This window comes from Polyangiaceae bacterium, assembly GCA_016715885.1.
Classification (GTDB): Bacteria; Myxococcota_A; Polyangia; order Polyangiales; family Polyangiaceae; genus Polyangium.
Window position 1 is genome coordinate 137,086 of record JADJXL010000023.1, and the last position, 26,508, is coordinate 163,593.

Here is a 26,508-nt window from a genome sequence, read left to right on the forward strand (position 1 = left end):
GCATGATCGTCGAAATGCCCGGAATGGTCAACGACGATCGCACACGCGATTTACGGCCCAGGATTCGGACTCGGCACTTCCCCCGACGGATCGTGAGGCAGCGTGCCGCGACGAGAACGGAAATAGAAATACGGCGTATGCAGCAGAAAATTGGATACTCGTGACGTATAGATGTCTGCCGAACGTTCGATTTGTCGTGCCAAGTGGCTCTTGTCGTTACCCGTACGGAGGAGCAGCCCCCAATGCGGATTCGACACTTCACCCGCAGCCTTCGCAAGCGGCCCGATTCGTTCGTCGAGCTCTGCGAGTGCCTGTTTCATCGCCTGCAGGCGCACGTCGATTTCTTCGAGCGTCGGGGCTCCTTCGGCCACCACATCGCCGCTTTTCCGACGTTGTTCGACGAGTCGCAGTTGGCAAATGGCAAGCTCCTTGGCTTCTTTTTCTTCCATGAGCGCCGAAAGACGCGCCTCGTCCACGCGCGACGCGTGCGATGCGACGACTTCGTCTTCGAGCTCGCGCAAAATGAGCGCCGTGCGCCAGCGCAGGATGCTCGAAGAAACGCGCACATCGCCCCAAATATGATCGCCGACGTAAAGGATTTCGTCGCCGGAAAACCCGAGCGACTTTTCGACCTGCATGGCATCGCCGCCGAGGTACGAATTGTCCATTGCAATCGGCCCGTGCGTCGGCGAAAGGAGCCCGTCCTCCGTGACGATGCGGAAGAGCGGCGACCTTTGCATGAAAAATTCGGGTTTGCGCGCCTGCACGATGACCACGTCGAAGAGGCTGCGCCACGCCATTCCTTTGGGCAAGAAACGTTCGTAGGCATAACGCATCATCGCGTCGGTGTAGCCCCATTCCGAATTCGTGATCAAAAGCAGTTTTTTGCCCGCTCGTTTTTGATCGAGCAGCGCGAGCGGCGCGTCCGGATCCAAAACGACGAAGCGATCGGGATCCGCAATGATTTCCGCCTTCATGCGCCCTTCCATATGGGCTTCGTCGAGACCACTTTTCGTCAAAAAAAAGAGTGTTCAGAAAGACAAACCGCGGTTCGGACAAATCGACGAACGTTCGCGAATAGGCACGACGCATGGACTCGAAATCGACGAGGCTCGTCCCGTGCATCGCGCGTTTTGCATAACCAAATCGATTCACCTTGAGCAAATTGCCGAGCTCGGTGTCGATGATGAGCCCCCGAATGACGAGGTTGGGATCGAAGGACAATCCTTCCACCGGAAATTGCCGAGCCAAAAGCCACGCCTTCAAATGCTCGTACGCCAGCCGCTCCCATTCGTCCACGCGATAATGGATGAGCGTATAATCCATGTCGTAGCCGATCGCCTTGATCGACCGCATGTTCATCGTACGGTTACAAAAAATTCCACGTTCACGCGGCGGCGGGCCCGGAAGGCCGTCGAAGTCGGTCATTCGTCGCTCCTCTCACCCGACTACCAGACGAAAGGTCGTCATGCAAGCTCGTCAGTACGGCGGCTTGGCCGTTGCGTGCGGCGCAGTCAGGCCCGTCTTGAAAAACTCGACATATTGAGCTTGTCCTTCCGGCGCAAAAATGAGGTCGCCATGCACGGCCGTTTTGCCACCGTTGATCTTGTCGAATTGGCTCATCACCAGCGTCGAGCCCGTCGGACCATTGCCCGAAAGCGGCCCGGTCTTCGCAGGCAATCCGGTCACCGGACGCACCGGATTCATGTGATCCGCACCCACGGCCCGCGCCAGCGCTTCGCTCGAGCTATTCGGCACGATCGTGTCATTGAGCACGACTTGAAGCAAGACGTCTCGCGGGGTCGCGCCCGTCGTACCGGGCAATTCTTCGATGGCGCAATAGCGCGCATAATTGAGCGGATCGCCCGGATCGACAATGGCTTGCGTGACGGCGAAAAACCTTCCCAGCGCTCCATCGGGCGTCATCGGCGGACGAAATGAATTCACGAGCAATCCAAAGGTGCCGGAATCTCGCAAGAGCTTCATCAAACCGTCGCCGCCCACGTTCCATACCGCCTGCTTGATTTCGGGAGCGAGCGCCATGATCGTGGGACCTTGCACGGACCCGAATGAATGGCCAATGTACAGAATACGCGACGTATCCAAATCCGGCACGCCATCGGGCGCGCCCACGGGCAACAAATCCAGCGTCCCGAGCGATTCGATGAGCCGCACGAGCTCGAGCTGGTCGGATGCCATTTGCCGAAAATTGTCGCGGGCTTTGCCAATGTCGAACGTTTGCGTCTTGTCGTCGATGCCGAAAAAGTAAAATGCCGCGAAGAGCGAATTTTGATCGGGATCCTTCGCGCGCGTCCCGTGCTCGGGCGAATCGATGCCAAACACGGCAACGCCATTCGGATCGAGCGCCGCCAAACGTTCCGACGTGCCCCAAGTACCGTCTTTGTCGCCTCCGAGGCCGTGGCCGTAAATCACGACCGGACGCTTTCCGGACGCTTCCGCCTTGGAAAAGGCCAAAAACACTTCGAGTCCCATGTTTTTCTGGACAATGGGCGCATCACCATCGAATTGCCACGTCCCCGTCGTCGCCGAGCGATATTCGGGCGTGTCGTAAACAGCGCGAAAACGCACTCGACCGCCCGGTTCCGGCCCCTGCTGCACCTCGAAGTTGGACGAAAGCGCCGGCGGAGGAGCTTTCCGCGCAGCCATGCCCATCGCCTCGATGCCCGTACGAATCGTCGCCGTCGTAAACGCGGTGGCCAATACGACGTCGCTTCGTTTTACCCCAATGCCCTTTTCGATTTCGTCGAGCGCGTCCGATACTTCCGCTCCATATTCGCCTTCGGCGCCGGCTCCGAGCAGCGCGTTCATGTCCTCGGAACGGCCAACGAGGCCGCCATCCTCGGCACGTAATGCGTTCGTAACGACAAACGCATACTTGGTGCTCGAACGAAGCGGGACGGCGGGTTCGGCGACGAGCGTGAAGTCGTCGGGGTAAAACCCGTCGGCCGGCTGGGGATACCATTGAGGCACGAGGCCCACGGGTTTGCCGCGTTCGGGGGAATCGGGGTCGACGTCGACGAGGTAAAAAGGCGCGCCGGGTTTTTGGTAATCGCTTGCGTCGAGAATCGGGCCGAGGAGCGGCGGTTCGGCATCGGGCGCGAGCACGAGGGGTTTTGCATCGATGGGCCCGCTGAAGTTGACCACGACGCCGCCCACCGTGGAAAACCCATCCATTTCGTTGAGCTGCGCGATGGTCGTCGCATAACCCGAAATGAGCACGTCGTTCGTCACGTCCGGCCCGATGTGGACGCGCCTTCCCGTGACGGTCGTCGCATCGGGCTGCGTGTACCTGTTCGACGGGTACGGCGTCAGGGCTGTTTCGGCGGGTTTTCCGTACAGCGCGATGACGCTCGGAGCGGCCGGCGCGGCTGCGGGATCACTGCATGCAGGAAGGACAAACGGTGCAAGGAAGATAGCGAGGGCGGTGCGCACGGTGCGAGGATAACACAAGACGTTCAAAAGGGCGCGGCGCGTTGACGTTGCTCGCGGGGCGAAGTATCTTGGGCAAGATGGACTACCGGCGACTGATTACGATCGAGCCAGGCAAGCGCGGTGGCAAGCCATGCATTCGCGGCCTGAGAATTACGGTGACGGATGTCTTGGAGTATCTTGCTGCCGGTATGACGGTGGAAGAAATTCTGGCGGATTTTCCGGATCTCACGACCGAAGACATCCGGGCATGCCTCGCATTTGCCGCCGATCGTGAACGTCGGCTATGGATGGTGCCTGCCGCATGAGGCTGCTATTTGATCAAAATTTGTCCCACAAGCTCATCGATGCATTGGCGGCCGAGTATCCCGCGTCCGTGCATGTGCGCGATGTGGGCCTTGGCGCCGCCGATGATCAGGTTGTATGGAGCTTTGCGGCGCAAAACGGCTTGACCATCGTATCGAAGGACTCGGACTTCCAACAGCGCGCACTACTCTATGGCCACCCACCCAAGGTGATCTGGGTTCGGATCGGAAACTGTACGACGGCGGCTATCGCGCGGCTCCTACGAGCAAGTCTCAATGACGTCGTGGCCTTCGACGAGGACCCGACGGCGTCGTTTCTCGTGCTGTCGCGAGCGGCTGAACCTACGGGCGTCGCGTGACGATGAGGACTGGTCCGGCCACGCCCAGCGCGAGCACCATGTACGGACGAGACGAACCGGCGAGCGCAAGACCGCACAACGCACAAACGACACCAAATGCGAGCGTCGGACCTGCCAGACGAGCATCCTTGTCGGGCCTCTCGGGCGGAATCGATGGCCTCGTGCGGTACGGATGTGCCATGCAGGTATGGTAGCTCGTCGCGAGCTTCCCGAAAAGCCATCTCGTGTGAGGTTCGGCCTGACAACCTTCAGGCCAAAGCAAGCGACATCAACCGGTCTCGAGACGCTGCAATTCGGCGAGAGCATCGGCTAGGCGTTGCTATCCATCGGCTTTCCATGCGAACAAGGAAGAGGACGCAAAATCATTTTTGAAATATTTCTTGGGCAAATGCAAAGATAGCGCTTCGGGTGGCCATTGCAGTCCGAACGCACCCCGCAACGACGCTCACTCCGACCAGCCGTTCTCCTCGCCCCACCCGCGCTGCCCCACGAGCGGGACGAACCGTACCGGACAAATGTTCGTCTCGGCAAACTCGTTTGCCCCCGTGCGCTCGACGAGCAACAATTGCTGGCGCTCGGGGTCGGGTCCGACGGGAATCACGAGGCGTCCGCCGATGGCAAGCTGCTCGCGTAAAGCAGGAGGAACCATGGGACCCGATGCCGTCACGGCAATCGCATCGTAGGGCGCGCCTTCGGGCCAACCGAGCGTCCCGTCGGCGATGTGCACGTGCATTTGGTGATGCCCAAACGCGCGAGAATCGTCGCCGCGCGCTCGGCAAGCACCGGATGCCGTTCGAGCGTGACGACGTCGCTCGCGAGCTCGGCAAGCACCGCCGCGGCATAACCCGAGCCCGTGCCTATTTCGAGCACGCGCGCATCGGGCGCGATACGAAGCGCTTCGGTCATCAAGGCGACGATGTAAGGCTGCGAGATCGTCTGACCCTCACCAATCGGCAAAGGCCCGTCCCGATACGCCTCGGCCCGGACGTCTTCGGGGACGAACGCGTGGCGCGGGACCTTTGCGCATGGCATCGAGCACGCGGGGATCGCGAATGTCTCGCGACGAGTTGTCCGGCCACCATGCGTGTGCGAGCGCTGTCGGTAGGGTCCATGCGAAACCAATGACGTTATCGTCGGTTTTGGGTATCGTGTTGGCGCGGCGGCGCGAGAGCAACATGAAAAACTCTCCACACGGTAGTGACATCGACTGCCATCGGATCGACGCTCCACGAACGAGTGGACTCGTCGCCCGCCTCAAACCCACACCGGGAGCACGAAGGGCGTCACGATGAAGACGGACGGCACGAAGAAAAAAAGTGCGGGCAAGGCCCCGCGCGGAAGTCAGCCCCACGCTGCAGCAGCACGGCAAGACAAACCTACCGCTGCACAAGCGGTTCGCAAGGCGCTGGACGCTGTCGAGGTCATCGAGGAACCGCCGATGAGCCTCGTGCCGCGCCCGCGGCGATTGTCGTGGTCTTACTCGCTGCTCAGTGAAGTCGACGGCAAAACGATGGACGACCTCGTCGTCGACGCCGGAACCAAGATCGCCATCGAAGGCATGCTCGATAGGCTGGGCTACGTGTATGTCGTTCAGATTGGTGACGATAAATCGGTGGAAGTGCTGTTTCCGCCAAACGGTGGCTCACGCCGAGCTCGGCCGGGTATGCACGTTCGCCTGCCCAGTGGAACGGGCTGGATCGTGACGACCAAAAAAGGGAAATTACGTACAATTACGTCATCGCATCCACTGACCGACGCAGAGCTTGCTGCGATTGTCTAAATCATTTCAGCGCGGCGGTTCGACCGTCCGGCGTTCTTTTTTCTGTTGACACGTCGGAAGGCACGGGTCGTGCACCGAGCGACCTCGAGCGCGCGTTGTCGCGCCGAGGAGGTACCCATGCCGTCGCGAACGAACGTGGCGCCTTTGTGCATCGGGGTGATCGCGACCGTGCTTGCAGCGCCTTCATGCACGGATAGCGGCGCGCCTGCCGAACGAATTCCGACGTACCACGAGGATGTAGCGCCCATCCTCGCAGCGCATTGCGCAACTTGTCATCACGAGGGCGGAATCGCGCCGTTCGCTCTGGTCGATTACGAACACGCACGCACGTATGCCGATGCGATTCGCGTGGCGACGGCGAACCGAACGATGCCTCCGTTTGTCTTGGACAATAGCGGAGCGTGCAACACGTACGTCGAGGCCAGGTGGCTTTCGGACCAGCAAATAAAAACGCTGGGAGATTGGGCGCGTGCTGGAAGTCCCGAAGGCGACCCGGCAAAAGGGATCGTCGTCGAACCGCCGCCATCTCGGGAGCTGGACAAGGTGGACTACACGCTCGCGATGGAGACGACCTACACGCCGGACGCAGCACTATTCGACGATTATCGGTGTTTCGTCATCGACCCGGGTCTCACGGAGGACATGTTCATTACCGCATTCAACGTACGACCTGGTAAACCGCAAATGCTGCATCACTTGACGCTGTTTGCGATCGATTCGGAAGCGGCGGAGAAAGAAGCCGAAGCGATCGATGCAGCGGAGGCGGGGCTCGGGTATTCGTGCATCGACGAGCTGCGCATCGAGAACACGCGTTGGCTCGTGGGTTCGGGGCCGGGGAGCGGACCTTTGCGCTTGCCCGAAGGAACGGGCCTGCGCATGAAGGCCGGGCGCAAAACGCTTCTGCAAATCCATTACAACCAAGAAAATGGCATTTTCGAGGATCTCACGAAAATCGACATGACGCTCGAGAAGACCGTGCCGCGTGAGGCGGCCGTGCGTCGAGTTGCCAATACGGAGTTAATTCTCCCGCCCATGCAACGTGGCGTGGAACAAACGGCGGAAGTACCCGTACCGCGACGCTTGACGCTTTGGGGATTGTGGCCACATATGCACAAATTGGGCGTTTCCATGCAGGTGACCGCATTGCGGGGCGCGCAAGAAACGTGTTTGGCGCATGTCGATCGCTGGAGTTTCCACTGGCAAGGATTCGCGCATTACACGAAACCGCTCACGGTCGAGCGCGGAGATCGCATGCGCATCACGTGCACGTACGACACGATTGGACGCGACCAAGTGACGACATGGGGTCAAGGGACTCAGGACGAAATGTGTATTGCGTTCTTCTACATGACGGATGGTTGATGCCGGGTCGAGATTCGTGAGCCCCCCACATCCCTTGAAAATTTGACCTAATCGTCAATCTCGCCGCGCATCGATTGCAGCCGCACGAGCGACGTGTCCGCCGGCAGACGAACTCGCAATCGATCCGCCAAGCTTTGAAATGCAATGCAAATGGCATGGGCAGCGGCGTCTCCGGTGTCAGCGCGGAGGCGCACGTCGGGATATGCGGCGCGGGCGAGCTTGTAAAACAGGTTTTGCGTGCGCCATAGATCAATGGCAAAACCAGCCTTCATCGCGAATGCGACGACCTCGTCGAGCTCCGCATACGCCGAGGGATCGCCGGCCCGAGCGGTCAATCGCTCCGCTAGCGCTTCGACACTTCGACCGAGCGCAAACGTGATGGCCGGTTTGTCGATACGCAAATGCTGCTCTTTCGCCTTGGGCCAAGAGCCGTCGCATTTCCGTGACATTGGGCGGCACTTCCTCGGCCGCGCGGCGCAGATCGGCTCCGAGCACCAATTCGCCGGCGACGAGCAGCGCACGCGGAATGGGACTTTGTAATGGCGCGAGACGTCGCAAGAGCGGCGAATACCGTTCATAAAGAGCACGCTGCGCTGAAAAGACGTCGGCGAGCGTCGAATCGAGCAGCCGCAAGACGATTCGTCGCTGATCGTCACGAAATACCGCATCGAGCGAATCGATCGTACGATCACAAGCTCGAAAAAGCAGCCGCATCGTTCCATCGATGTCGCCCGCGCGAAACATCCGAAAGAGCTCCGCACGCGCCTCCGCATGAGCATCCGGCCCCGCATCGGCGCTCACGCCACCGGCGACGCGGTGATCACCCAAGTGCAAAACGGCAAATGCGTGCCTCTCGGACGCGAGCGTAATGCGGCTCTCGACACGCGCTCGCCCTACGATGAGCTTGGCACCGTGTTCTTCGAGCACTTGCACGTCGTCGCATCGCACGTCGTAACAATAGGTGGAAGGTGGCCCGTCCTGAATGAGACTGACGGCATGATGAGCGGTCACCGCAGGCAAATCCACGCGGGCTTTGGTGGCGGATTTTTCCCAAATGCGCCGGCCATCGCCCATTTCAGAAATATTGCTCCGCGCCTTGCCGAGCTTTTCCAAAATGGCCCCTCGAAACTTTGACGAAACAGCGATTCCGCAAGCTCGATGGTGCGTCCGGCATATTGCAATATCTGCACCGTCTCGATGTTCGACAAATCATCGAAAAACCACCCGCAGCTCGTGTACATGAGCATCGCGTGGCGCTGCATTTCCATGAGACCGAGTCCGTAACGCAGTTCGTCGATGTTGCCGGAAGAACGCGCGTGCGTCTTGAAAAACCTATCGATCGTGTCGGGGGAGCGCCTGAGAACGACTTGAATGTATTCATCTCGCGCTTTCCACGGATCGATGAAAATCCGGCTGGCGGCATGTTCGAATGGGACCATGATGTCGTCCCGCAATCCATCGAGCGCTTTCGCAAGGGCTCGCGGAACGACTGATCCCAATCCGCCGGCGAGCCCGTACGACAGCCGCAATCGCGCCGCCAGCGATCCACTCCATGCGCGCAGCTCCACGACGTCGCTTCGATGATCCGAGCTTCGTGCGTGGGTGGATGCCGCTCCAAAAACTCGCCATAATTGGTGAGCTTCGCCAAACCATGCGCCTCGATGTGCTCGAGCGGTGCACGAGCTCGGGCCACGTGCGCCGAGAATCGAATGCCGATGCAAGGCGGCCGGCGAAATGTTCGCCATTCGATAAGAGCCGCTCGAATGCGACGGCTTGGGACACCGGGCCGTCGTAGAAAAACACCGCAATCGATCGCCCAGACGGCAGGTTGACTTCATACGGCGTCGAAGGGTCGATTCGCCCGCCGCGCACGTCGACCCATTCCTTTTCACCTTTGCGCCGCACGCTCAGCGCTTGTCGCGGCGCGAGCACGGTGAACGTAATGCCTTCCGCCGCGAGAACTTCCAGTGTTTCGGTATCGACGGCGGTTTCGGGTAGCCACATGCCTTCGGGTTTGCGCCCATAATGATGCAAAAAATCCGCCAAACCCCATCGCACCTGGGTCAGCTTGTCGCGTAAATTCGCGAGCGGCATGATCATGTGGTTGTAAGCCTGGGCCATGGCCGAACCATGCCCACCAAATCGCCGCATGCTCGCCGCATCGGCTGCAACGATGGCTGCATGGGTATCCTTGGCGTGCGCTTCGAGCCACGCGAGCAGCGTCGGGCCGAAGTTGAAGCTGATGCGCGAATAATTGTTCAAAATGCGGACGACGCGATCCTGGCCATCGAGCACGCGGGCCGCCGCATTGGGCGCGTAACATTCCGCCGTGATGCGCTGGTTCCAATCATGCCACGGCGCCGCCGAATCCTGCTCCTCGATGGCCTCGAGCCACGGGTTTTCCCGCGGAGGCTGGTAGAAGTGGCCGTGAACGCAAACGTATCGCTCCCGCGCTTTCATCGCACCCTCGTATACACGACGCTTTCGAATGGGCCAATCGTCATTCGTGCTTGACCGGTCGAAACCACTTCAAGAGCCGAGCTCGACGCATTTCCACCAAATCGGACATCGCTGGAAGTCAATGCCATTCGGTACGTGCCGGTGGGCACAGGCAGCTCGATGTCGACGGCTCGATCCGAAAAATTGTGCACCACGAAAGCTTCGGATTGGCCCGCCCACCGGCGAATGAAAAGCAGCCGTTCGTCCTCGAATGCCAAAGCGTGCCTGTCGCGTCCCGTCGCAAATGCCGGGTTTTCCCGACGCAATTGCAGGAGCGCACGGTACCATTCCAATAGCTTCGCATGGTGTTTTCGCCCGCGTAAATTCCAGTCGATGCGCGCTTTTGGAATGTCGCTTGGTCCTGCGGAATCGGCGGAGCTTCCGTAAAACCAAAACGCTCGAGATCTGCTTTGCGCCCGCGCTCCACCGCTTCGGCGAGCGCCGCGTCCGCAAAATCCGTGAAATACGGAAATGGAGCAGTTTCCCCATATTCTTCGCCCATGAACACGAGCGGCAAAAAGGGCGACAAAAGCACCACGGCGGCAGCGAGCTTTTGTTTGTCGAACGAAACCCGCGTGGACAAACGATCCCCCGCGGGACGATTTCCGACTTGATCGTGATTCTGCGCGAAGACGATCATGCTGCGCGGGTCGAGATCCGCGCCCGAACGACCATGCCGGCGTTTCTTGAATTGCGAGTATTGCCCGGTGAAAACGAAGTTTTCTCGGATCGCCTTGGCCAAATGTTCCACGCGGCCATGATCCACGAGCGCTCCCGTGCGTTCGGTCGTGAGAAGCGCGAGGAGGGCATGATGAAAATCGTCGTTCCACAATGCATCGAGACCATGGCCTCCATCGCTTGCCCTTTTGACGTGACGCGGGTCGTTGTCGTCGCTTTCGGCCATCAGATACACCTGACGTCCAAGCTCGGCGCCGCGCCTGTGAATGACTTCGGCGAGCTCTTCGAGAAAAGGTCGAGGTGACAAATCCACGAGGGCATTGACCGCGTCGAGGCGCAAGGCGTCGATGCCAATGTGCGTGACGAAGTAGAGAGCGCTTTCGATGAAGAACTTTCGCACTTCGTCGCTATGCGGGCCGCTCGAGTTGACGGCCTCGCCCCAGGGCGTGCGATGATATGCGGAGAAATAGGGGCCAAATTCGGCGAGGTGCGTGCCTTCGGGGCCCAGGTGATTGTAAACGACATCGAGAATGAGGGCCATGCCATTCGAATGACAAGCCGCGGCCAAGCGACGTAAGCCGTCTGGGCCTCCGTAGCCGGAATGAACCGCGAATGGGTAGGCGCCGTCGTAGCCCCAATTGCGCGTCCCGGGGAACGCCGCGACGGGCATGATTTCGATGGCCGTGATGCCAAGCTCCTTCAATTCGGGAAGCCGGCGGATCGCAGCGTCGAACGTGCCTTCGCGCGTGAACGTGCCAATGTGCATTTCGTAGATGACGTATTCGTGCAAGCTTCGTCCGGACCAACCAAACGCGGGATCCGGGACGCTCGGGACGACTTCGCTCGGGCCGAAGACGCCTTCGGGCTGCAAACGCGAGGCAGGATCGGGGAAGAGCGTGCCCCTTCCAATATCAAAATAATATCGAGATCCGGGCGATACTCCATCGATGACGGCGTGCCAATATGCGCCATTTTCGGGTTCGAGGCGAATGCGCCGTTCGATTTCACCGACGATGACGACGTCCACTCGATGGGCAAGCGGCGCCCAAAGGCGGAATCCCGTGCGGTCGTCTCCCAAGTAAGTGGCGCCGAGGGGCCTATCGGAGACGGCGAGCCCCGCGTGATAATAAAATACCGCGCCGAGCGGGGGAATGGTAATCTCGGCGGAATGGTGGCGATTGTGATGCTGCAAGCTTTCTGCAATGAAATCACCTCCACCGGTCATGCCGGCGCCACCGAATTCGACAGCGTCGCTCGACAAGATTTCGTGGTAACGCCCGCCCCTGGGCAAACCAATGCGGTAACGCTGCCTGGGCACCGGGGTGAAGTTCAGCGCGACGACCACGATGGCATCGGTCGACCGCGCACGCCGAAAATACACGACGACGCTATGGTCCGCATCGTTGCAATCGATCCATTGAAACCCATCGGGGCTCGTATCGAGCTCGTGCAGGGCGGGCTTTTCCGCGTACAGGCGATTCATCGTTTGGACGAATCGCTTGATGCCGACGTGGTAGGGGCCTTCTTCGAGTAGGTGCCAATCGAGCTGCCCTTCGTGGGCCCATTCGGCTTTTTGAGCGATTTCGCCGCCCATGAACAAGAGCTTTTTACCGGGCTGCGTCCAGAAATATGCATAAAGAACGCGCAAATTGGCGAACTTTTGCCATTCGTCGCCCTTCATTTTGCCGATGAGCGATCCCTTCATGTGGACGACTTCATCGTGAGAAAGCGGCAAAACGAAGTTTTCGCTGAATGCGTACATCATTCGAAACGTGAGCTTGTTGTGGATGAATTTACGAAAGACCGGGTCGCTCGCCATGTATTCGAGCGTATCGTGCATCCAGCCCATGTCCCATTTGTAGGCAAATCCGAGCCCTCCCACGTAGGTCGGGCGCGAAACCATGGGCCACGAGGTGGATTCTTCGGCAATCGTGTGCGCATCGGGAAACGTGCGGCCGATGGATTCGTTGAGGCGTCGTAGAAAATCGATGGCTTCGAGGTTCTCACGCCCACCGTGACGATTGGGTTCCCATTCACCGTGTTTGCGGGAATAATCGAGGTACAGCATCGAAGCGACCGCATCGACGCGAAGCGCGTCCGCGTGGTATCGATCGAGCCAAAAATGGGCGCTCGAAAGAAGAAAACTCACGACTTCGCCACGCCCATAATTAAATATGAGGCTCTTCCAATCGGGATGAAATCCCTTGCGTGGATCGGCATGTTCGAACAGGTATGTGCCGTCGAAGTATCCAAGGCCGTGTTCGTCCGACGGGAAATGCGACGGCACCCAATCGAGGATCACGCCGAGTCCCGCTTCGTGCAGCGCATCGACGAGGAACGCGAAGTCTTCCGGGTCGCCATATCTCGAGGTTGGCGCGAAAAACCCCGTGACTTGATACCCCCACGAGCCGCCGAAGGGATGCTCCATGACCGGCAAAAGCTCGACGTGGGTAAAACCCATGCGCGAAACGTATTCGGGCAATTCTTTGGCGAGCTCTCTGTACGTGTAGGGACGATTGTGCTCGCCCGTCATGCGGCGAAACGAACCCACGTGAGCTTCGTAAATGGAAACGGGTTTGTCGTGGGAGGTGGTGCGGCGTTCTTTGCGACGCGAGTGACCGAGCTTTTCGATGTTCCAGACGATGGATGCCGTCTGCGGCGGCGTTTCCGCTCGAAATGCGAACGGATCCGCCTTTTCGACCGCGTAGCCGCCAAAACGCGACGTGATGAAGTATTTGTAGACGGTGCCGTGCTCGATGCCCGGGACGAATCCTTCCCAGATGCCCGATTGGCTCCGAGGTGCGAGCGGATGGGCGGTGCGATCCCAGCCATTGAAGTCGCCAACGACGGTGACCTGTTCGGCATTGGGGGCCCATACGGCAAAGTATGTCCCGTCCACACCGTCGGCGGTCATGATGTGGGCGCCGAGTTTTTCGTAGAGGCGCGTGTGTGTGCCTTCGGCGAAGAGGTAGAGGTCTTCTTCGGAGAGGCGAGTTACGTCATGACGAACCGCGTGGAGCATGAGGCGGTTCGTAGTCGAAATGTGCGGATGTGGAAAGGGGGAATCGACGGGAGGGGCAATGCGGGCGAAGGTTCCGCCCGCACTTTTTCTTCAGGTCATTTCCCGATGACGCGATCGGTGGCGAATTTGAAGAAGGAGGAGTACGCGGCGTCTTGCAAACACATGGCGAGGTCGACGTTGGCCATGTTCTTGTCACGGCAGCCATTGACGGATTTGGTCTGACTGTTGCGAGTGAGCGTGTACGGGAAACCCGCGCCGACGGTCGGGGCGACAGGATCTTCTTCGTCGGGTTGGCGGATGTTGATGACCGTAATGAGTCCGCCCAAGACTTTGCAGCCGCCGATGAGCACATCGAGGAAATTGTTGGTCATGGTATACCCTTCGACGCAAGCGGTCCCTCCGCCCACCATCAATGCATCGGGAACGGGAACCTGCGCAAGCGATGCTGCCGTGACGTTGCCACAGAGTTTGCCGGCGCCGTTCGCGGTGGGCTGTCCCATCGTCGCGAAACTCTGAAGTGCCGGATCGAGGTTTTCCGATGCAAGGTGACCGGGCGGATTGCCCGTGGATGCGAGCGGGGTGCTTGCATTGCCGATGGATGTCGTGATTTTTGCTTTGCCCATCTTCAGCGACGCGGGCGCACCTCCGAGAATGAGGTTGAGCGTGAGCGCGCCGGGGCCTGCGTTGAGCACCTTGGCGGCAATGCTGCCGGCGAGTTTGTCCTTCGGCAGACGGGACGGGTCGAGCGAAATGAGGTCGACGGTGTACCACCAATCGAGGTCCGAGGCGCCATTGTACACTGCGCCCATGGGAATGATGGGGGCACCATTGATGGAACCGAGATCGAGCATGGGATCGTTGGTGCCGCTGAGGTCATCGAGACCAAGCGCTTGAAACATGATCGAAATGGAACCATCATTGACGCCCTCGGTGAGCGCGTCGCTGATCGTTCCCTGGCCCGTCGACGTCACGGCGCTGCCGAGTCGGTTGGCCATGCAATAGGTATCCGTGCCAAACTGCATCGCGAGCCAATTGACGCGATGGATTTGCTCGAACTTGCATGTCGCGCTGCAGCCGTCCATGTTGGTCGTATTGCTGTCGTCGCATTGCTCGCCCATTTCGCGGACGCCATTGCCGCAGACGACCGCCATGACGGTCTTGCACGTCGCGTCGCACGTGGGCGTATTGGGCGGTTCGCATTGCTCGCCGCCGGTCATGTCGACGCAGCCGTCGCCGCATGTCGATGCGGAGCACACGCCCTTTTGGCAAAGGCCGCCGGTACATGCCGAGCAGTCGGCGGCATTCATGCCGGCCGAGCACCGTTTGCCCATTTGGCCGCCCATGGTGATGTCGGTGCACGTTTCGGAGCCGTTGCACATGTTCGTGTCGACGCAATTCGCGTCCATGGTACACGAGAACTTGCAATTCGTTTCGCAGCCCGCGTTGGGGCCGTTTGCTCCGCCGAAATCGCAATCTTCGCCCGATTCGAGGGCGCCGTTGCCGCACACGGCATTCGGAGCTTGGCAGGCGCCATTTTGGCAGGTGTTTGGCGAAACGCACGCGGGATCCATGTTGACGTTGGTCGTCGTGCAGACGTTCGCCGCATTGCAAGCTGCGATTTGGCACGTCGGTGCGGTGGGACAATCGGTGGCCGCATTGACGCAGGAAAGCGAGCAATCGGCATCGCAGCCATCGGCGTCGACCAAATTGCCGTCATCGCAGATTTCGCCGGCCTCGAGAACGCCGTCACCGCAAATCGTCGCGGTGCAAACGCCACTCTTGCAGACTTGGCCCAGTCCACAGGTCACGCCATCGCCAATTGGTTTTCCGCAGGTATGCGTTGCATCGTCGCACGTCGTGGCAACGCACGGATCCAAGCTCGTGCAATCGCGCGCGGGATCCGACGACAAACAGGAGAATTTACAGTTGTCGCAACCATCACCATTGGCGATATTGCCGTCGTCGCATTCTTCCGACATGCTCACGAAGAGATCGCCGCATACGTCGCTGCTGCAGACGCCCGCAATGCAGAACTGCCCATTGCCGCAATCAGTGCCATCGGGCGCGGACGTTCCCTTGGCGCAAGTATGATCCTCTTGGCAGGTTTCGCTGCCATTACAAGGATCCATGTCGTCACACTTGGCGTCGCCCGTGGCGGGGCTCGAATTGTTGCAGGTGAAGCTGCAATCGGGTTCGCAACCATCGCCTGAAATCAGGTTGCCATCGTCGCAAGCTTCGCTGCCCCCGACTTTACCGTCACCGCAATCCCCCATCAATTCTCCACCTTCGCCACCCATTCCCCCACCGCCGCCCCCACCGCTACCTCCTTCGGCACCAGCTCCGGTTGGTTTGACGCTTACCGAATCACCTCCGCAGCCTGCGAAGGGTGCGGTTGCAGCAAGGCTCACAGTGACCATGAGAGCAGCGAGCCCCAGCGAATTCGAATACGTTCGCATGATTACACCTCCAAAAGCAAGAGGCTCGCGCCAAGCAAGCCTGCTCTGCGCATCTTATCGTTTTTCAATCGATCGTTGGGAGAAATGGTCAACGAAATGCGTCGTTTCGTGGCGTCGGGCACGAGCCGCACGTGTCTTTATTTCATCAATCTTCGCAATTTTCTTGGCCAGACGGAACCGCTGCCATAGAATGAGACACTGTTCGGTGGTCTCCGCATTGCAGCGTCGCAATTCGACCCTTTCAGGTTTGCGCGATGAATCCGCGATTATCGGCCACTCTGTCCAACGTTGCAGTCAAATTCCACGCACGCAGTCAAAATGAGCAGGAATCCAACAAACAATGGACTTGTAGGCGCCAATCTTGCATATAGCGTACCTACTACGCTCCACTCCAGCCAACGACTTCAGCGAAGGAAGTGCGGCTATCCGTGGAATAGGGGGCATCGGTGCAGGGTGTAATTCTCATTGGTATCCAAAGGTTTGTGCGCGAGCGTTTTGGCGCTGATTTCTGGCGCACGGTGGAGGCCGAGGCGAATATTTCCGGCCGCCTATACCTGCCATCGCAACCGTATCCAACCTCCGAGGTCGATGCGGTCATCGCGAGCGTCTCGCGTCATTCTGGGATGACCGTGCCCCTGGTGCTCGAAAGCGTCGGTGATTATATCGCCCCCGATATCCTCGGCGCATACGCCGCCATGGTCGAGCCTCAATGGACGCTGCTCGATGTGCTGCTACGCAGCGAAGCCATCGTCGAACGAGCGGCGTTGAAGCTCGGAATCAAACTCGCAAATCCGCCCCTTCAGGGTCGCGTCGGTAGCAATGGTGAGATTCTGCTCGCGTACCAAAACACCTGGCGCATCTGCCCGCTCATCAAAGGCCTTTTGCGGGGCCTTGGAGCGAACATGGACGAACCCGTCATCATCGACGAGGTGCGCTGCATGTCGGCCGGAGGCTCGCTCTGCGAGCTCATGGTCAAGGCCGAGCGAGCTCGCCCCGGTCGTCAACGAATGCCTTCGATGAATGGCGTTGGACCCTTGAGAACGGCTTCGGGCGAACGCGTGGATCGGGTATCGTCATTGCCACCGTTACCGTCCTCGCGCCCCGATGCGAGGTCCACGCCCGGACAAACTCTGTTCCCGCCTCGAGCCGACCGGAATACGCCCATCCCGCCGCGCCCTGAAATGCCAGCGGGGCGGCCGTCGAAATTGCCGCCTGCGCCCGACATTTCGGCATTCGATCCAGATGTCCCGGGCTTTCGTCGGCGATAGCACCTGCTATATCGACGTCCACACCGTCCCAATGCGCTTGCGTTCGGTGTGTGACGCCGCGCTGAGCGCATAACGTAGCAAATCACCCGTCACCGGATGCATGACGACGAGCCGCGGGTCTTCCGCTGCTCGCGCCACGTCTCGATCTAGACGGCACAAGTGATCGATGGCTGCAATGAGATCACCGGAAAGCAAATATCCCAGCCGATTTTCTCCGCGCCGGATGGCCGCGATCAGCGCGCGAACGTCGTAATTCACCGTCGCATTCGGCAGGATTTCCTCGAGCAGTTTGCGTTGACGGCGCCCCATTGCCCGGTGCACCTGCGCCGCGAATGCCTGCACCGCAGGTTCGCGCGCCGGCGCGAGCTCTCGCGCGCCAAACGTCGGATCAAGCGCCCGAAGAGAGCCCACGAGCAATCCATCGATGGCTTCTGGTGTTAGTTCGTCAAGCCAAACAGGGCCCAGGACCGCTCGGACGAGCAGTCGACCAATGGCAAACGCTTGTTCGGGTTCCGGCAATTCCGCGACGGACGGGTGCGCCACGATGGCCGGCGGATCGCCAGGGAAAATGCGCGGCATGCCCTGCCAATTCGGCGATATGTAAAGCTCGAAGCCTTCCATACCAATACACTTGGCAATGCGATCCACCAGGCGATACACGGGATTGTTGTCGCGTGAGCCGACTCGTTCGCGTGACGAGAGACCAAGCGTGCTCAATTCGAATCGCAATGCCTTTGCGGCAATCGGTGCAATCGCTGCCGCCACCGAAAGCATCGGACTTTGGGCTTCTGGCACGAGCACTCGATAAAGCTCCGGACCAGCAAGCGCTGCTTGTGGAAACGCCTCCGGCGCAATCCGCCTCGCGCGAAGACGCGTGATTCGCTCGGGTTTCACATCACCCAAGCACCCTCGCGCTTCCTCCACGGTAAGTCGTTCTTCGGCTCGCCCATCCTTGGCCAGCGCTGATTCGAGCGACGCGAGGGCAGGGGACAGCTCGCCCATTTTCGTAAGCGTCTCGATGTCGGCATTGAGCGCCTCGCGCATGACCTGAACGGCTTCCGCATTACGGTTGGCCGCTTCGAGACCGCGACCGAAAGCCGCTCGTGCATCGATCTGCGCGGTCGGCATGTTGACCGCCGCTTGCAAGCGCGCAAGGCCCTCGCGATGACGCATGAGAATGGTGACCTCGAGTAGTCCGAGCGTCGTCAGCCACCTGGGTTCAATGGGCAAACGCCGCGATGATGCGATTTCGAGGACCTGACCGAGCGCTGCTGCATATCCCGTCGCGCCGTCCGGTGTATCGATTCGATAGAGACGCTGAAGCACGCCCATCGGTCGTGGATCGGTAGGTCCGTGTGCAATGGCGTCGCATAGCGTCCGCACCATGCTCGGTCGGTCGCCCGCTTCGCGTTGAACCTCGGCCAATCGCAAATCGACATCGACGCGCACACGCGGATCCGTCGATGCTTCGGCCAGTCGCGACAATGCTTGAATGGCAAGCGACCGGTCGCCTCGCTTCGTAGCAATCTGAAAGAGACGCTCGAGCGCAATGGCGTGCGTGTCGTCGTCTTCGAGAATGGCTCGAATCGAATCCTCGGCGCGAGCCAAGTCATTGAGCGGCCCTTCGTAGAGCGTCGAGAGCTCGAAATACGCCGTGACGCGAATCTCGAAATGCCGCGCCGCTTGAACGACGCGTTGCCAAGCATCTCGCGCTTCGGAATACAAACGCTGCGCCGAATAAAGCTTTGCCGAAAGCATGAGCGCCGCTGCATCGTCCGGCGCCACCGCGAGCGCTCGACGCATCGCTGCCGTGCCAACACTCGGATCCGGCGACGCTCCACCCGCTTCGTGATGCCGCAAGACAGCTTTGCCGATCTCCATGCCGAGCAGAACGATCTGCGTGGACTTGCGAGCCCGCTCGAGCGCTGCACCGAGCCTATCGACGAGGCGCGCCGGTTCTGCCGTGAGCCCACGAGCAAGCGCATTCACGGCGACGTCGCAATCCGCATCCTCGTGCAGCGCCTGCTCGTACAAGTCGAGCGCGGCTCCGAGCAAGCCGGGCTCTTCGGCCGTCAATTGCGCTGCGCGGACGAGGTGCCATGCACGCCGTGACGATCCATCGACCAGCCTCGCGAGCGCCCGATTGGCCGTGATGAGCGCGTCCCGATCCTTGAGCTGCTCCGCAAGCCGTTCGAGGCCGCGAGCTGCAAGCATGCTGTCGGGCCAAAGCGCGAGTGCGTCGTGATAGCCGACGAGCGCGACGCGGAGACGCGAAACATCCGTCCCTGCGCTGGCCTCGACCAGGATCGCCTCTTCAATTTGGAAAAACGCTCGCGCGATGCTGTCTTTCATCAGCGACTTGCGGGCCGTGATCGACGAAAGCAGCAGTGCCGCAGCTCCGCTCGCAGCACCAGGCGCAACCGCGTCGGCGACGAGGCGACTGCAGATGCGGATGATCGCATCGTGCGCGCCACCATCGTCCGGTTTTTCCGCGACGACTCGGCTCAGCGCATCGAGCAGCACTTCGTTCGGCACTTCTCCTTCGAGCGCCACGAGATGCGCGAGAACGCCCGTGCGCGCGGGTACGGAGCTGGTTGCTGCCGCTTGCGCTCGCAATGCATCAGCGAGTTTCTGCGGCCGTGAGCCTCGATAAAGATGCTCGAGCCTTCGCAGCGCTGGAAGGTGGTTTGGCACGACAGACACGAGACCTTCGAGCAAATTGATGGCTTCGTGTTTGTCTTTCCGGTACAGCACCTCCGCGAGAGCCACGCGAATCGTGTGATCGACCGCGGGCACTGGCTGGTACGTGAGCCATTTCGTGTACAGCTTGACGAGCTCGTCGAAATTGCGACGACGTACGAGGATTCGCTCCATCGACTCGAGGATCGATGCATCGAACATCGACTCGCTCGACGCTGCATCGGCTGCAGCAAGCGTCGTGAGCGCGGCGCGATCGTCGTTGAGCATCAGCTCTTCGACTTCCGCGGCCTGCACCAAAAAGTTCACCCTTTCGGACGATGCCAGAGCGCCTTTGGCCAATGTCCGAAGCGACTCGCAGAGCCGCCGGTGATCGCCCGTCGAGCGAAGCAAGCGCGCAATCTCGATGGCCGGCAGCGGATGCTCCGGGCGCAGTCGCGAGGCTTCTTCCAACGCAGTCACCGCATCTTGAGGACGCTTCAAACGCTGCTCGTCGAAGCGTGCAACCTCGACCCACAAACCGAACGAATTTGCTGGGTCGCGGCGAATGAGCCCAAGCAGCGCATGCCGTGCTTGCTCGTGCCGGCCTGCGCGCACGAGGAGCCGAAAACGCGCGCGGAGAGCATCCGGATCCGACGGCAATATTTCGAGGGCACGGTCGATGAGCTCGAGGGCGCGATCGCGATCGTTCATCCGCTCCGAGCACACGTCTGCTGCAGCAATGAGCAGGCGTCGCGCGTTGGCTCGATCTTCCGTCAGATCTGCTTCGGCCACGAGCGCGCGCGAAAGTCGTCGAAAATCCCCGGCACGCATCGCATTTCGCTGCATCGCAAGGATCGTCGTGCGCCTGGTCCCATCGAGCGCGATGACTTGTTCGAGCACTTCGAGCGCTCGTTCGGGCTGCCCCAGCTCTTCTTCCCAGATGCTCGCGAGCTTCTCCCAAAGTGCGATCCGCCTCGGTGCTTCCGTGGCCGCTTGGGCCGCGAGCGTGAACAAGTCGAGACGTGCACGAACGGCAGCATCCGGTTCGCGTGAAGGCTGGCCAAGAAGGCCGGACAATGCATCGAACACGGACGCATCACCCGGATGAATGCTCCACGCAGCGCGCAGATACGCGAGGGCATCGTCGCGCCTTCGCAGATGCCGCTCACAGATGTCCGCCGCACGCAAAAGCGAAGAAACTCGATGTGCCGTCGGTCGACTATCGTTTGCCTCTGCGACCCAGACTTCGACGCGCCGCTCGTGTCGACCAAGTCGCTGCAGAGCACGGTCGAGCCGTTCGCGTGTCGATTCGTCCGTCGGATCGTGGAGCAGCGCTTGCTCGGCATGCGCGGCGGCGTTTTCCGCCTGGCCGAGAGAATCGTGGATCTCCGATAGCCGCACGCGAGCATGCGCGACGGCATGCGAGCTCGTCAGGAGCGTCAGCTCGCGCATGCGCGTGATGATGGCTTGATCCATGGCGCCGACGTGCTCCTGGATGCGGATGAGCTCGGCCAAAATGCGGCGCGTCGTCGAGGCGCTTGCGGGTGCGCGTGATGCCGCGCGCCCGAGAAGCAACGCACCCTCGGTCAGATCCTTCAATCGTTCGCAACCGATTCGCGCCGCCGCATAGAGCAAACGCGATGCGCGTTGGTCCTCGACCTCGTGGTCCGCTTCCGCCGCGAGCGAATCGCACAGCGCCCGCGGATTGTCGTGCTTCACATAGTGCCGTGCAAATGCTGCACGCACCGGCCCTGGCGCAGGTTGAAGCGCCACCGCTTTCTCGAGGGCGCCCGCAGCCTGCTGTGGTTGCGTGAGCGCATCGTCGAGGAACGAAGCTCGCTCGACGTGCAGCCATGCTGCGAATACCGCATCCCCTACGGCCTTGCCCAATTGCGGCGCGTACGCATCCGCCATGTTTTCGAGGTGCCGGGCGAGTTGATCGGCGAGCTCTTTGGTTTGTCCGCGTTCGAGCTCTTGCCGCAAAACCGCCTCTTTGCCGCGTAATGCGCACGGGTGATTCGGCACCAGCTCGAGCGCTTTCGTGTAGGCCGCTCGCGCTTCGGGCAAGTTGCCGAGCGACGTGAGAGCCCGCGCGCGCTCGACGAGCAAATCCGCACGCTCGGCATCCGTTTCGACGACGACGAGCTCTTCGTCCAAAATCGCAACGCGCTCGTTGAACTCCTGCGGCTCGAGCAAGTGACGCAAGCGCACGAGTGCCGGGCCGAGCGAACGCGAAATCGTTCGTGCCGACGAGAACGACTTTCGGGCCGCAAGCATGTCGAGCTCGACGCGTTGCTCGTAAAGACCTCGCTCGACCAGCGCGCGTGCTGCCGCGATGGGATCGGCTTTCTGCGTGAGCCTGTCTGCTCGCCACGACAGCTCGACGGCCAGTGTGGGGGGATTTCGAGGCGAATCTGCGTGCGCCTCGCTTTGTTCTGGCGCGGACGGAGTAGCTCGTTGGCGCGGCGGAGGTTGTGCGGGAGTTGGCGCTGCTGCTGTCGGCGCTGGAGCCGCTTGGGCGGGCGGAGTCTCGGCGGGTTTGGGTCGCGTTGGCGCGCGTCCGGGAAGCGGCGGCGGTGCCATTGCCGGCAGTGGAGGTGGCGTTGTTCGAGGCGGCAGTGGCGGAGGTGTTTTGGGTGGGCGCGGCGGGCCTGCTGGAGGCTTTTGGGGCTGCGTCGCGGCAGTCGTTGCGGGTGCTGCGGGTGTGGTTGGTGCGGCAGCCGGAGCTGCAGCGGGTGTTGCTGCAGCGGGAGTCGCTTGCGGCGACTGCGGTGACATGCGCGCGGGTGCGGCTGGAGCGGGTTTCGGCAGCGCTACGGGACGTGGAGCAACGGACGGGAGCACTTTTCCCGGTGCGGGTCGTGCGGCGGACGCGGACGATTGTTCAGCGTGTGACGATGGTTTGTCCGTCTGCACTTGGGCGTCTCCGCCCGAGTCGATCTCGCGAGGTTTTGGTGAGGGCTGACCCTCGGCAGATTCCTCGTCTCGTTGCTCTTCGTTTCCAGCCACGCACTGATGCTACACGTGCCGACGGTGGATCGCGCAAGCTGGGAGAAATCGTTTTTTGGGGCCGCAATCGAATCGAAATCGGGCTTGAAATAACAAAAAAAGACACCCCGACACGCAACCGCGAGGCCGCGTGTCGGGGTGTAAGTCGTTTCACTTGGGAGCAGCAGCGGCGTCGGCCGGCGGAGCAGCCGCCGGGTCAGCCGGCGCAGCCGCCGGGTCGGCCGGCTTGGCATCGCCCTCGGCCGGCTTCGCGTCACCCGCCGGCGCGTCCGTCTTGGCGGCATCGTCAGCCGTCTGTGCGCCTTCTTGCGCGCCGCCGCCGCAGGCAACCGCGAAGAGGGAAACGGAAATGGCAAGGAAAAGGGGCTTGAGCATGTGAGTGATCCTCCAAACTATGTTGGTGTCTCCCGCAGACGTCCGACCTGCGGCTTCCCCCTTGACGCCCGAGTGTCAGAAAACGGCTCACGCCCCACGAACAAATTTTTTCTGGTCGTCGTGAGCCGCAAAGTGCAGCCTGTGCGTCCTAGCCCTTGCAGGGAATCACACGCATGGCGCCCAAAATTCAGAGAGGACGCTTACGGCTCATCGAGTCTCCAGCGCGTGTTCCCGAAAGCGATGTGGCTGTCCCGGCGACTGCTTCGTCGCCGGAGCGAGTCGAGCCGCCCGCGTCATTACGTGTGCCGAAGGGCAATCGCGGCGCTCTCGGTGACCTGCCCGACGCACAGCTCGTGACACTTGGTGCGGAAGGCAACACACAGGCGCTCGAAGTGCTTTACCGGCGACACGCAGCATTTGCGATCCATCTTGCAACACGCATCGAAGGTTCACCGCGTGATGTCGAGGACATCGTGCACGACGCGTTCTTGCGAGCATTCGAGCGACTTCGTGACCTCACCGACAAGGCGGCGTTTCGAGGCTGGCTCGGGTCCATCGTCGTTCATGCGGTTCGTTCGCGCATGCGCCGCGCTCGGCTCATGAACGTGCTCGGTTTGGGGCGGTCGAGCGAGCCAGTTGATCTCGACGCACTCGCCAGCCCCGAAGCTTCTCCGCACGTACGCGCCCAACTCGCCCAGATTTACGCCCTCTTGCGTACGCTCTCGGCGGATGATCGCATCGCGTGGACACTTCGGTACATCGAAGGCCACGAGCTCGAGGCGGTCGCAAACTTGACTCGCTGCTCGCTGGCGACCGTCAAGCGTCGCATTTCTCGCGCACAGCAGTTTTTAGATGAACACTTTGTCGATCCAACCACCAAGGAGGCCACGGTGAAAAGCGAGGTGTCTTCATGACGCGCCGAACCGTGCCCTCGATTCGCCCGAGTGATCTGCGTGATCACGCCGATTCGGCTCGCATCGATCGCGTCTGGGATCGGCTCGAGCACGATTTGTCCGCACGCGCCCCGGACAAACCTCGAAGCGCCACCACCATGCTCGCTCTCGCAGCCGCAGCGATGGGCGTTTTCACAGGCGGCGTGTGCGTTGGTTGGATCCTGCACCCCGAACGCAGCGAAGCTCCCATTCACGCCACGTCCATCGAAAGCAGCACGCCAAACGTGCTCGCTGCAGGCAGGCAAAGCGCGAGTTACGACCTGCCCGGTGGCGGAACGATCACGCTGTCGCCTGGCGCCACGGTCGAAGTCGATCGCGACGGGCATGAAACACTCACGCTTCGTTTGCTCCGCGGCGAAGCATCCACGTTCACCACGAGCGCCGGACGATCCTCCGAAATCGAGCTCATCGTCGAAGATGCACGCGTCCTCGCAAAGCCCGGCAGCGAAGTGTTTGTCCGGAGAAACACGACGGACATCGACGTGCGCGTGGCAAGCGGTTCGGCGCAATTGTATTGGCCATCAGGCTCGCGCGAATTGTCGACGGGAGAACGCATCGAATCCGTGCCGATGCGCATGCTGCTCGCCCCTGTATCTCGGGTCGAACGAGACAACGACGACGATGATTTACGTCGCCCGCCGCGCGCGACGCTTCCGCCGCCGCGCGACATCACGTCGCTTCCGCATCGGATCGAAACGCCGATGGCGACCATCGCGCCGCCCGATTGGCGCACCAAATACAACGCCGGCGAGCTCGCTCAGGCGCTGGAAATGCTTCGTGGGCAGCCGGGTGGAATCGACGGCGCCATCATGACGGCAAGGAGCGCAGCCGAGCTTGCAGCCATCAGCGACATCGCCCGTGCCAAAGGAGGCGACCCCGCGGCCGCGCTCAACGCGCTCACGCAGCTCGTCGAACGCTTCCCAAGCGACCCATACGCGGAAATTGCCGCTTATACGCTCGGTGGCATGTACGAAAAGTTGGGTCAACCGGATCAAGCGCAAAAGTATTTCGAACGCGCACGAAGCCTCAAAGGTGTCCTGGCAGAAGACGCCCTCTGCAAGCAGATCCGCGCAGAACATCGAGCTGGTCGGAAGGATGAGGCAAAGCGCATGGCCCAGGAGTATGTGAACAAGTACCCCGATGGTCGATGCAAGGAAGACGTCGAGCGCGCGCTGTCCGGCGAGGAGCTTCCTCGGGAAGAGCCCGAAGCCGTGCTCGATGCCGGTGTTGACGATGCTGCATCGACGCCACCCGCAGCAGCATCATCCCCGGCACCTGCAGCGCCTTAGCCTCCGCCTCGCCTGCTTCTGCATCACGCTTGCCCTCGTCGTTCTGGCCGCTCCTGCGGCTGCCGACGAGCCGGCCACGACGGCGCCAAAACCTACGACGCACGCCGCTTCTCGCCGCATCGAAGTGCGCCTGTCGATGTCTCGTGCCGCTGCCGATGCGCTCGGTGAAGTACGAGTCAGACGCTTGTTCGAGCTCGAGCTCGACGACGTCGGAACGCTCGCTCCCGGTGCAGGTGGTCCGCTTGGTGACTCCGTTGCGCACGTGTGGCTCGACGTGCTCAGTCCTCCGCAAGTGCTCATCGAGGTTCGTTTTGCCGAACGCGCGGTCACGCGACGCTTCATCGCCATCGAAGGGCTGAGTGCCGACGTGTCTGCGCGTCTCGTGGCCATCGCTGCCAATGAGCTCGTTCGTGCGCAAGCTCGACCCCTGCGCCCTCGCAAGGAGCCCAAGCCGCGTCCACCCACGGCGCAGGAGATCGAACTGGCCAAGCGCCGTGCACCTGCGGTCGTTTGGTCGGTGGGGCCGAGCATTGCAGCGCTGCCGTCGAGCTCGGGATTCCTTTGGGGTCCAAGTGTTTCCCTGGGAATGCGAGCAATGGGAGCAAGCGAGCATCTGTTTGCTCGGTGGCTCACGGGGACGACGTCAGCAGATTCGACACGGTGGCTCGAAGTCGGGCTCGCTGCGGATTACCGCGTGTGGCTGGGAAAGTCCGCGCGGCTTTCCTTCGGCGCAGATGCAGCGTTCGCGTTCCTGCGTCTCGGTGACGTGCGCGCGACCGATGGCATTTCCGGCATGCGCGACACTTGGTCCGGTCGTGCGGGCGCGACGCTCGGCATCGACGTGCGCGCGTTTCGCATCGGCTGGGTCGGGTTTCACGCTAGCCCTGGGGTCATCCTTCGACCCGTGCCGTTCGAACATGCGAGTGGTCAACGCGGCGAGCTCACCGGTTTTTGGCTCGGGTTTGGCGTGACGCTACAGCTCGAGCACCTGCTCCCCGGGTTCGTACCGACAACCCCACACTGA

At 61.0% G+C, this 26,508-nt stretch carries 15 protein-coding genes and 3 pseudogenes; 9 read left to right on the forward strand and 9 right to left on the reverse strand.

Translation table 11 applies throughout. The annotated features are described in order from the left end of the window. Nucleotides 1-50 precede the first annotated feature (50 nt). Both IPM54_34005 and IPM54_34010 read right to left on the reverse strand, forming a co-directional pair. Nucleotides 51-1,428 (reverse strand): annotated as a pseudogene (locus IPM54_34005) (HAD-IG family 5'-nucleotidase). Nucleotides 1,429-1,479: 51 nt separating this feature from the next. After that, nucleotides 1,480-3,453 (reverse strand): hypothetical protein, encoded by a 1,974-nt coding sequence (locus IPM54_34010; GenBank protein ID MBK9264787.1) that lies wholly within the window; start codon nt 3,451-3,453, stop codon nt 1,480-1,482. Nucleotides 3,454-3,530: 77 nt separating this feature from the next. Between IPM54_34010 and IPM54_34015 the strand changes: the two genes are divergently transcribed. Together IPM54_34015 and IPM54_34020 are read left to right on the forward strand one after the other, a co-directional pair. Beyond that, nucleotides 3,531-3,758 (forward strand): DUF433 domain-containing protein, encoded by a 228-nt coding sequence (locus IPM54_34015; GenBank protein MBK9264788.1) that lies wholly within the window; start codon nt 3,531-3,533, stop codon nt 3,756-3,758. Continuing rightward, a complete protein-coding gene (locus IPM54_34020; protein MBK9264789.1) occupies nt 3,755-4,114 on the forward strand; it encodes a DUF5615 family PIN-like protein in 360 nt (119 codons plus the stop codon). Before IPM54_34015 ends, IPM54_34020 begins: the two co-directional genes overlap by 4 nt. Here IPM54_34020 and IPM54_34025 read toward each other — a convergent pair. Continuing rightward, nucleotides 4,098-4,295, reverse strand: coding sequence for a hypothetical protein (locus tag IPM54_34025; GenBank protein ID MBK9264790.1), 198 nt, complete (start codon nt 4,293-4,295; stop codon nt 4,098-4,100). The two genes, IPM54_34020 and IPM54_34025, sit on opposite strands and share 17 nt — an antisense overlap. Nucleotides 4,296-4,559: 264 nt before the next feature. Continuing rightward, nucleotides 4,560-5,141, reverse strand: a pseudogene (locus IPM54_34030) (protein-L-isoaspartate(D-aspartate) O-methyltransferase). A gap of 261 nt (nt 5,142-5,402) precedes the next feature. Between IPM54_34030 and IPM54_34035 the strand changes: the two are divergent. Next, nucleotides 5,403-5,894, forward strand: coding sequence for a hypothetical protein (locus IPM54_34035; protein MBK9264791.1), 492 nt, complete (start codon nt 5,403-5,405; stop codon nt 5,892-5,894). Nucleotides 5,895-6,011: 117 nt separating this feature from the next. Beyond that, nucleotides 6,012-7,256, forward strand: a complete 1,245-nt coding sequence (locus IPM54_34040; GenBank protein ID MBK9264792.1) for a hypothetical protein — start codon at nt 6,012-6,014, stop codon at nt 7,254-7,256. A 47-nt stretch (nt 7,257-7,303) separates the two neighbouring features. On the opposite strand, the pseudogene IPM54_34045 reads toward IPM54_34040, so the two are convergent. The 3 genes and pseudogenes from IPM54_34045 to IPM54_34055 all read right to left on the reverse strand — a co-directional run bounded on the left by IPM54_34045 (nt 7,304) and on the right by IPM54_34055 (nt 15,911). Continuing rightward, nucleotides 7,304-9,716, reverse strand: a pseudogene (locus IPM54_34045) (DUF3536 domain-containing protein). Between the two features lie 118 nt (nt 9,717-9,834). Further along, a complete protein-coding gene (glgB, locus tag IPM54_34050; protein ID MBK9264793.1) occupies nt 9,835-13,455 on the reverse strand; it encodes a 1,4-alpha-glucan branching protein GlgB in 3,621 nt (1,206 codons plus the stop codon). Nucleotides 13,456-13,550: 95 nt separating this feature from the next. Beyond that, entirely contained in the window at nt 13,551-15,911 is a 2,361-nt protein-coding gene (locus IPM54_34055; GenBank protein ID MBK9264794.1) for a DUF4215 domain-containing protein, read from the reverse strand. Between the two features lie 446 nt (nt 15,912-16,357). Between IPM54_34055 and IPM54_34060 the strand changes: the two genes are divergently transcribed. Beyond that, complete coding sequence (locus IPM54_34060) at nt 16,358-17,179, forward strand: heme NO-binding domain-containing protein (GenBank protein ID MBK9264795.1); 822 nt, start codon at nt 16,358-16,360, stop codon at nt 17,177-17,179. 6 nt (nt 17,180-17,185) lie between these two features. Here the strand turns inward: IPM54_34060 and IPM54_34065 are convergent, their stop codons facing one another. Beyond that, nucleotides 17,186-22,135: a tetratricopeptide repeat protein gene (locus IPM54_34065; protein ID MBK9264796.1), complete on the reverse strand. Its 4,950-nt coding sequence runs from the start codon at nt 22,133-22,135 to the stop codon at nt 17,186-17,188. A 76-nt stretch (nt 22,136-22,211) separates the two neighbouring features. Here IPM54_34065 and IPM54_34070 point away from each other — a divergent pair, with 76 nt between their 5' ends. Continuing rightward, nucleotides 22,212-22,823 (forward strand): hypothetical protein, encoded by a 612-nt coding sequence (locus IPM54_34070; GenBank protein ID MBK9264797.1) that lies wholly within the window; start codon nt 22,212-22,214, stop codon nt 22,821-22,823. Nucleotides 22,824-23,017: 194 nt separating this feature from the next. On the opposite strand, the gene IPM54_34075 is transcribed toward IPM54_34070, so the two are convergent. Beyond that, the gene (locus IPM54_34075; protein MBK9264798.1) at nt 23,018-23,242 is read right to left on the reverse strand and encodes a hypothetical protein; all 225 of its coding nucleotides are present in this window, start codon (nt 23,240-23,242) and stop codon (nt 23,018-23,020) included. A gap of 173 nt (nt 23,243-23,415) precedes the next feature. Between IPM54_34075 and IPM54_34080 the strand changes: the two genes are divergently transcribed. From IPM54_34080 to IPM54_34090, 3 genes are read left to right on the forward strand one after another with little or no spacing between them, the layout of a single operon-like run. Next, nucleotides 23,416-24,156, forward strand: coding sequence for a sigma-70 family RNA polymerase sigma factor (locus IPM54_34080; protein MBK9264799.1), 741 nt, complete (start codon nt 23,416-23,418; stop codon nt 24,154-24,156). After that, entirely contained in the window at nt 24,153-25,484 is a 1,332-nt protein-coding gene (locus IPM54_34085; protein ID MBK9264800.1) for a tetratricopeptide repeat protein, read from the forward strand. The genes IPM54_34080 and IPM54_34085 overlap by 4 nt, the downstream gene beginning before the upstream one ends. Further along, complete coding sequence (locus IPM54_34090; protein MBK9264801.1) at nt 25,429-26,508, forward strand: hypothetical protein; 1,080 nt, start codon at nt 25,429-25,431, stop codon at nt 26,506-26,508. Before IPM54_34085 ends, IPM54_34090 begins: the two co-directional genes overlap by 56 nt.

What these genes read in the sequence shown, in the direction of transcription:
- IPM54_34015 (MBK9264788.1), top strand. Translation starts at nt 3,531, where the DNA reads ATGGACTACCGGCGACTGATTACGATCGAGCCAGGCAAGCGCGGTGGC.
- IPM54_34020 (MBK9264789.1), top strand. Translation starts at nt 3,755, where the DNA reads ATGAGGCTGCTATTTGATCAAAATTTGTCCCACAAGCTCATCGATGCA.
- IPM54_34025 (MBK9264790.1), bottom strand. Translation starts at nt 4,295, where the DNA reads ATGGCACATCCGTACCGCACGAGGCCATCGATTCCGCCCGAGAGGCCC.
- IPM54_34035 (MBK9264791.1), top strand. Translation starts at nt 5,403, where the DNA reads ATGAAGACGGACGGCACGAAGAAAAAAAGTGCGGGCAAGGCCCCGCGC.
- IPM54_34040 (MBK9264792.1), top strand. Translation starts at nt 6,012, where the DNA reads ATGCCGTCGCGAACGAACGTGGCGCCTTTGTGCATCGGGGTGATCGCG.
- glgB (MBK9264793.1), bottom strand. Translation starts at nt 13,455, where the DNA reads ATGCTCCACGCGGTTCGTCATGACGTAACTCGCCTCTCCGAAGAAGAC.
- IPM54_34055 (MBK9264794.1), bottom strand. Translation starts at nt 15,911, where the DNA reads ATGCGAACGTATTCGAATTCGCTGGGGCTCGCTGCTCTCATGGTCACT.
- IPM54_34065 (MBK9264796.1), bottom strand. Translation starts at nt 22,135, where the DNA reads ATGCTTGCGGCCCGAAAGTCGTTCTCGTCGGCACGAACGATTTCGCGT.
- IPM54_34075 (MBK9264798.1), bottom strand. Translation starts at nt 23,242, where the DNA reads ATGCTCAAGCCCCTTTTCCTTGCCATTTCCGTTTCCCTCTTCGCGGTT.
- IPM54_34080 (MBK9264799.1), top strand. Translation starts at nt 23,416, where the DNA reads ATGGCGCCCAAAATTCAGAGAGGACGCTTACGGCTCATCGAGTCTCCA.
- IPM54_34085 (MBK9264800.1), top strand. Translation starts at nt 24,153, where the DNA reads ATGACGCGCCGAACCGTGCCCTCGATTCGCCCGAGTGATCTGCGTGAT.
- IPM54_34090 (MBK9264801.1), top strand. Translation starts at nt 25,429, where the DNA reads ATGCTGCATCGACGCCACCCGCAGCAGCATCATCCCCGGCACCTGCAG.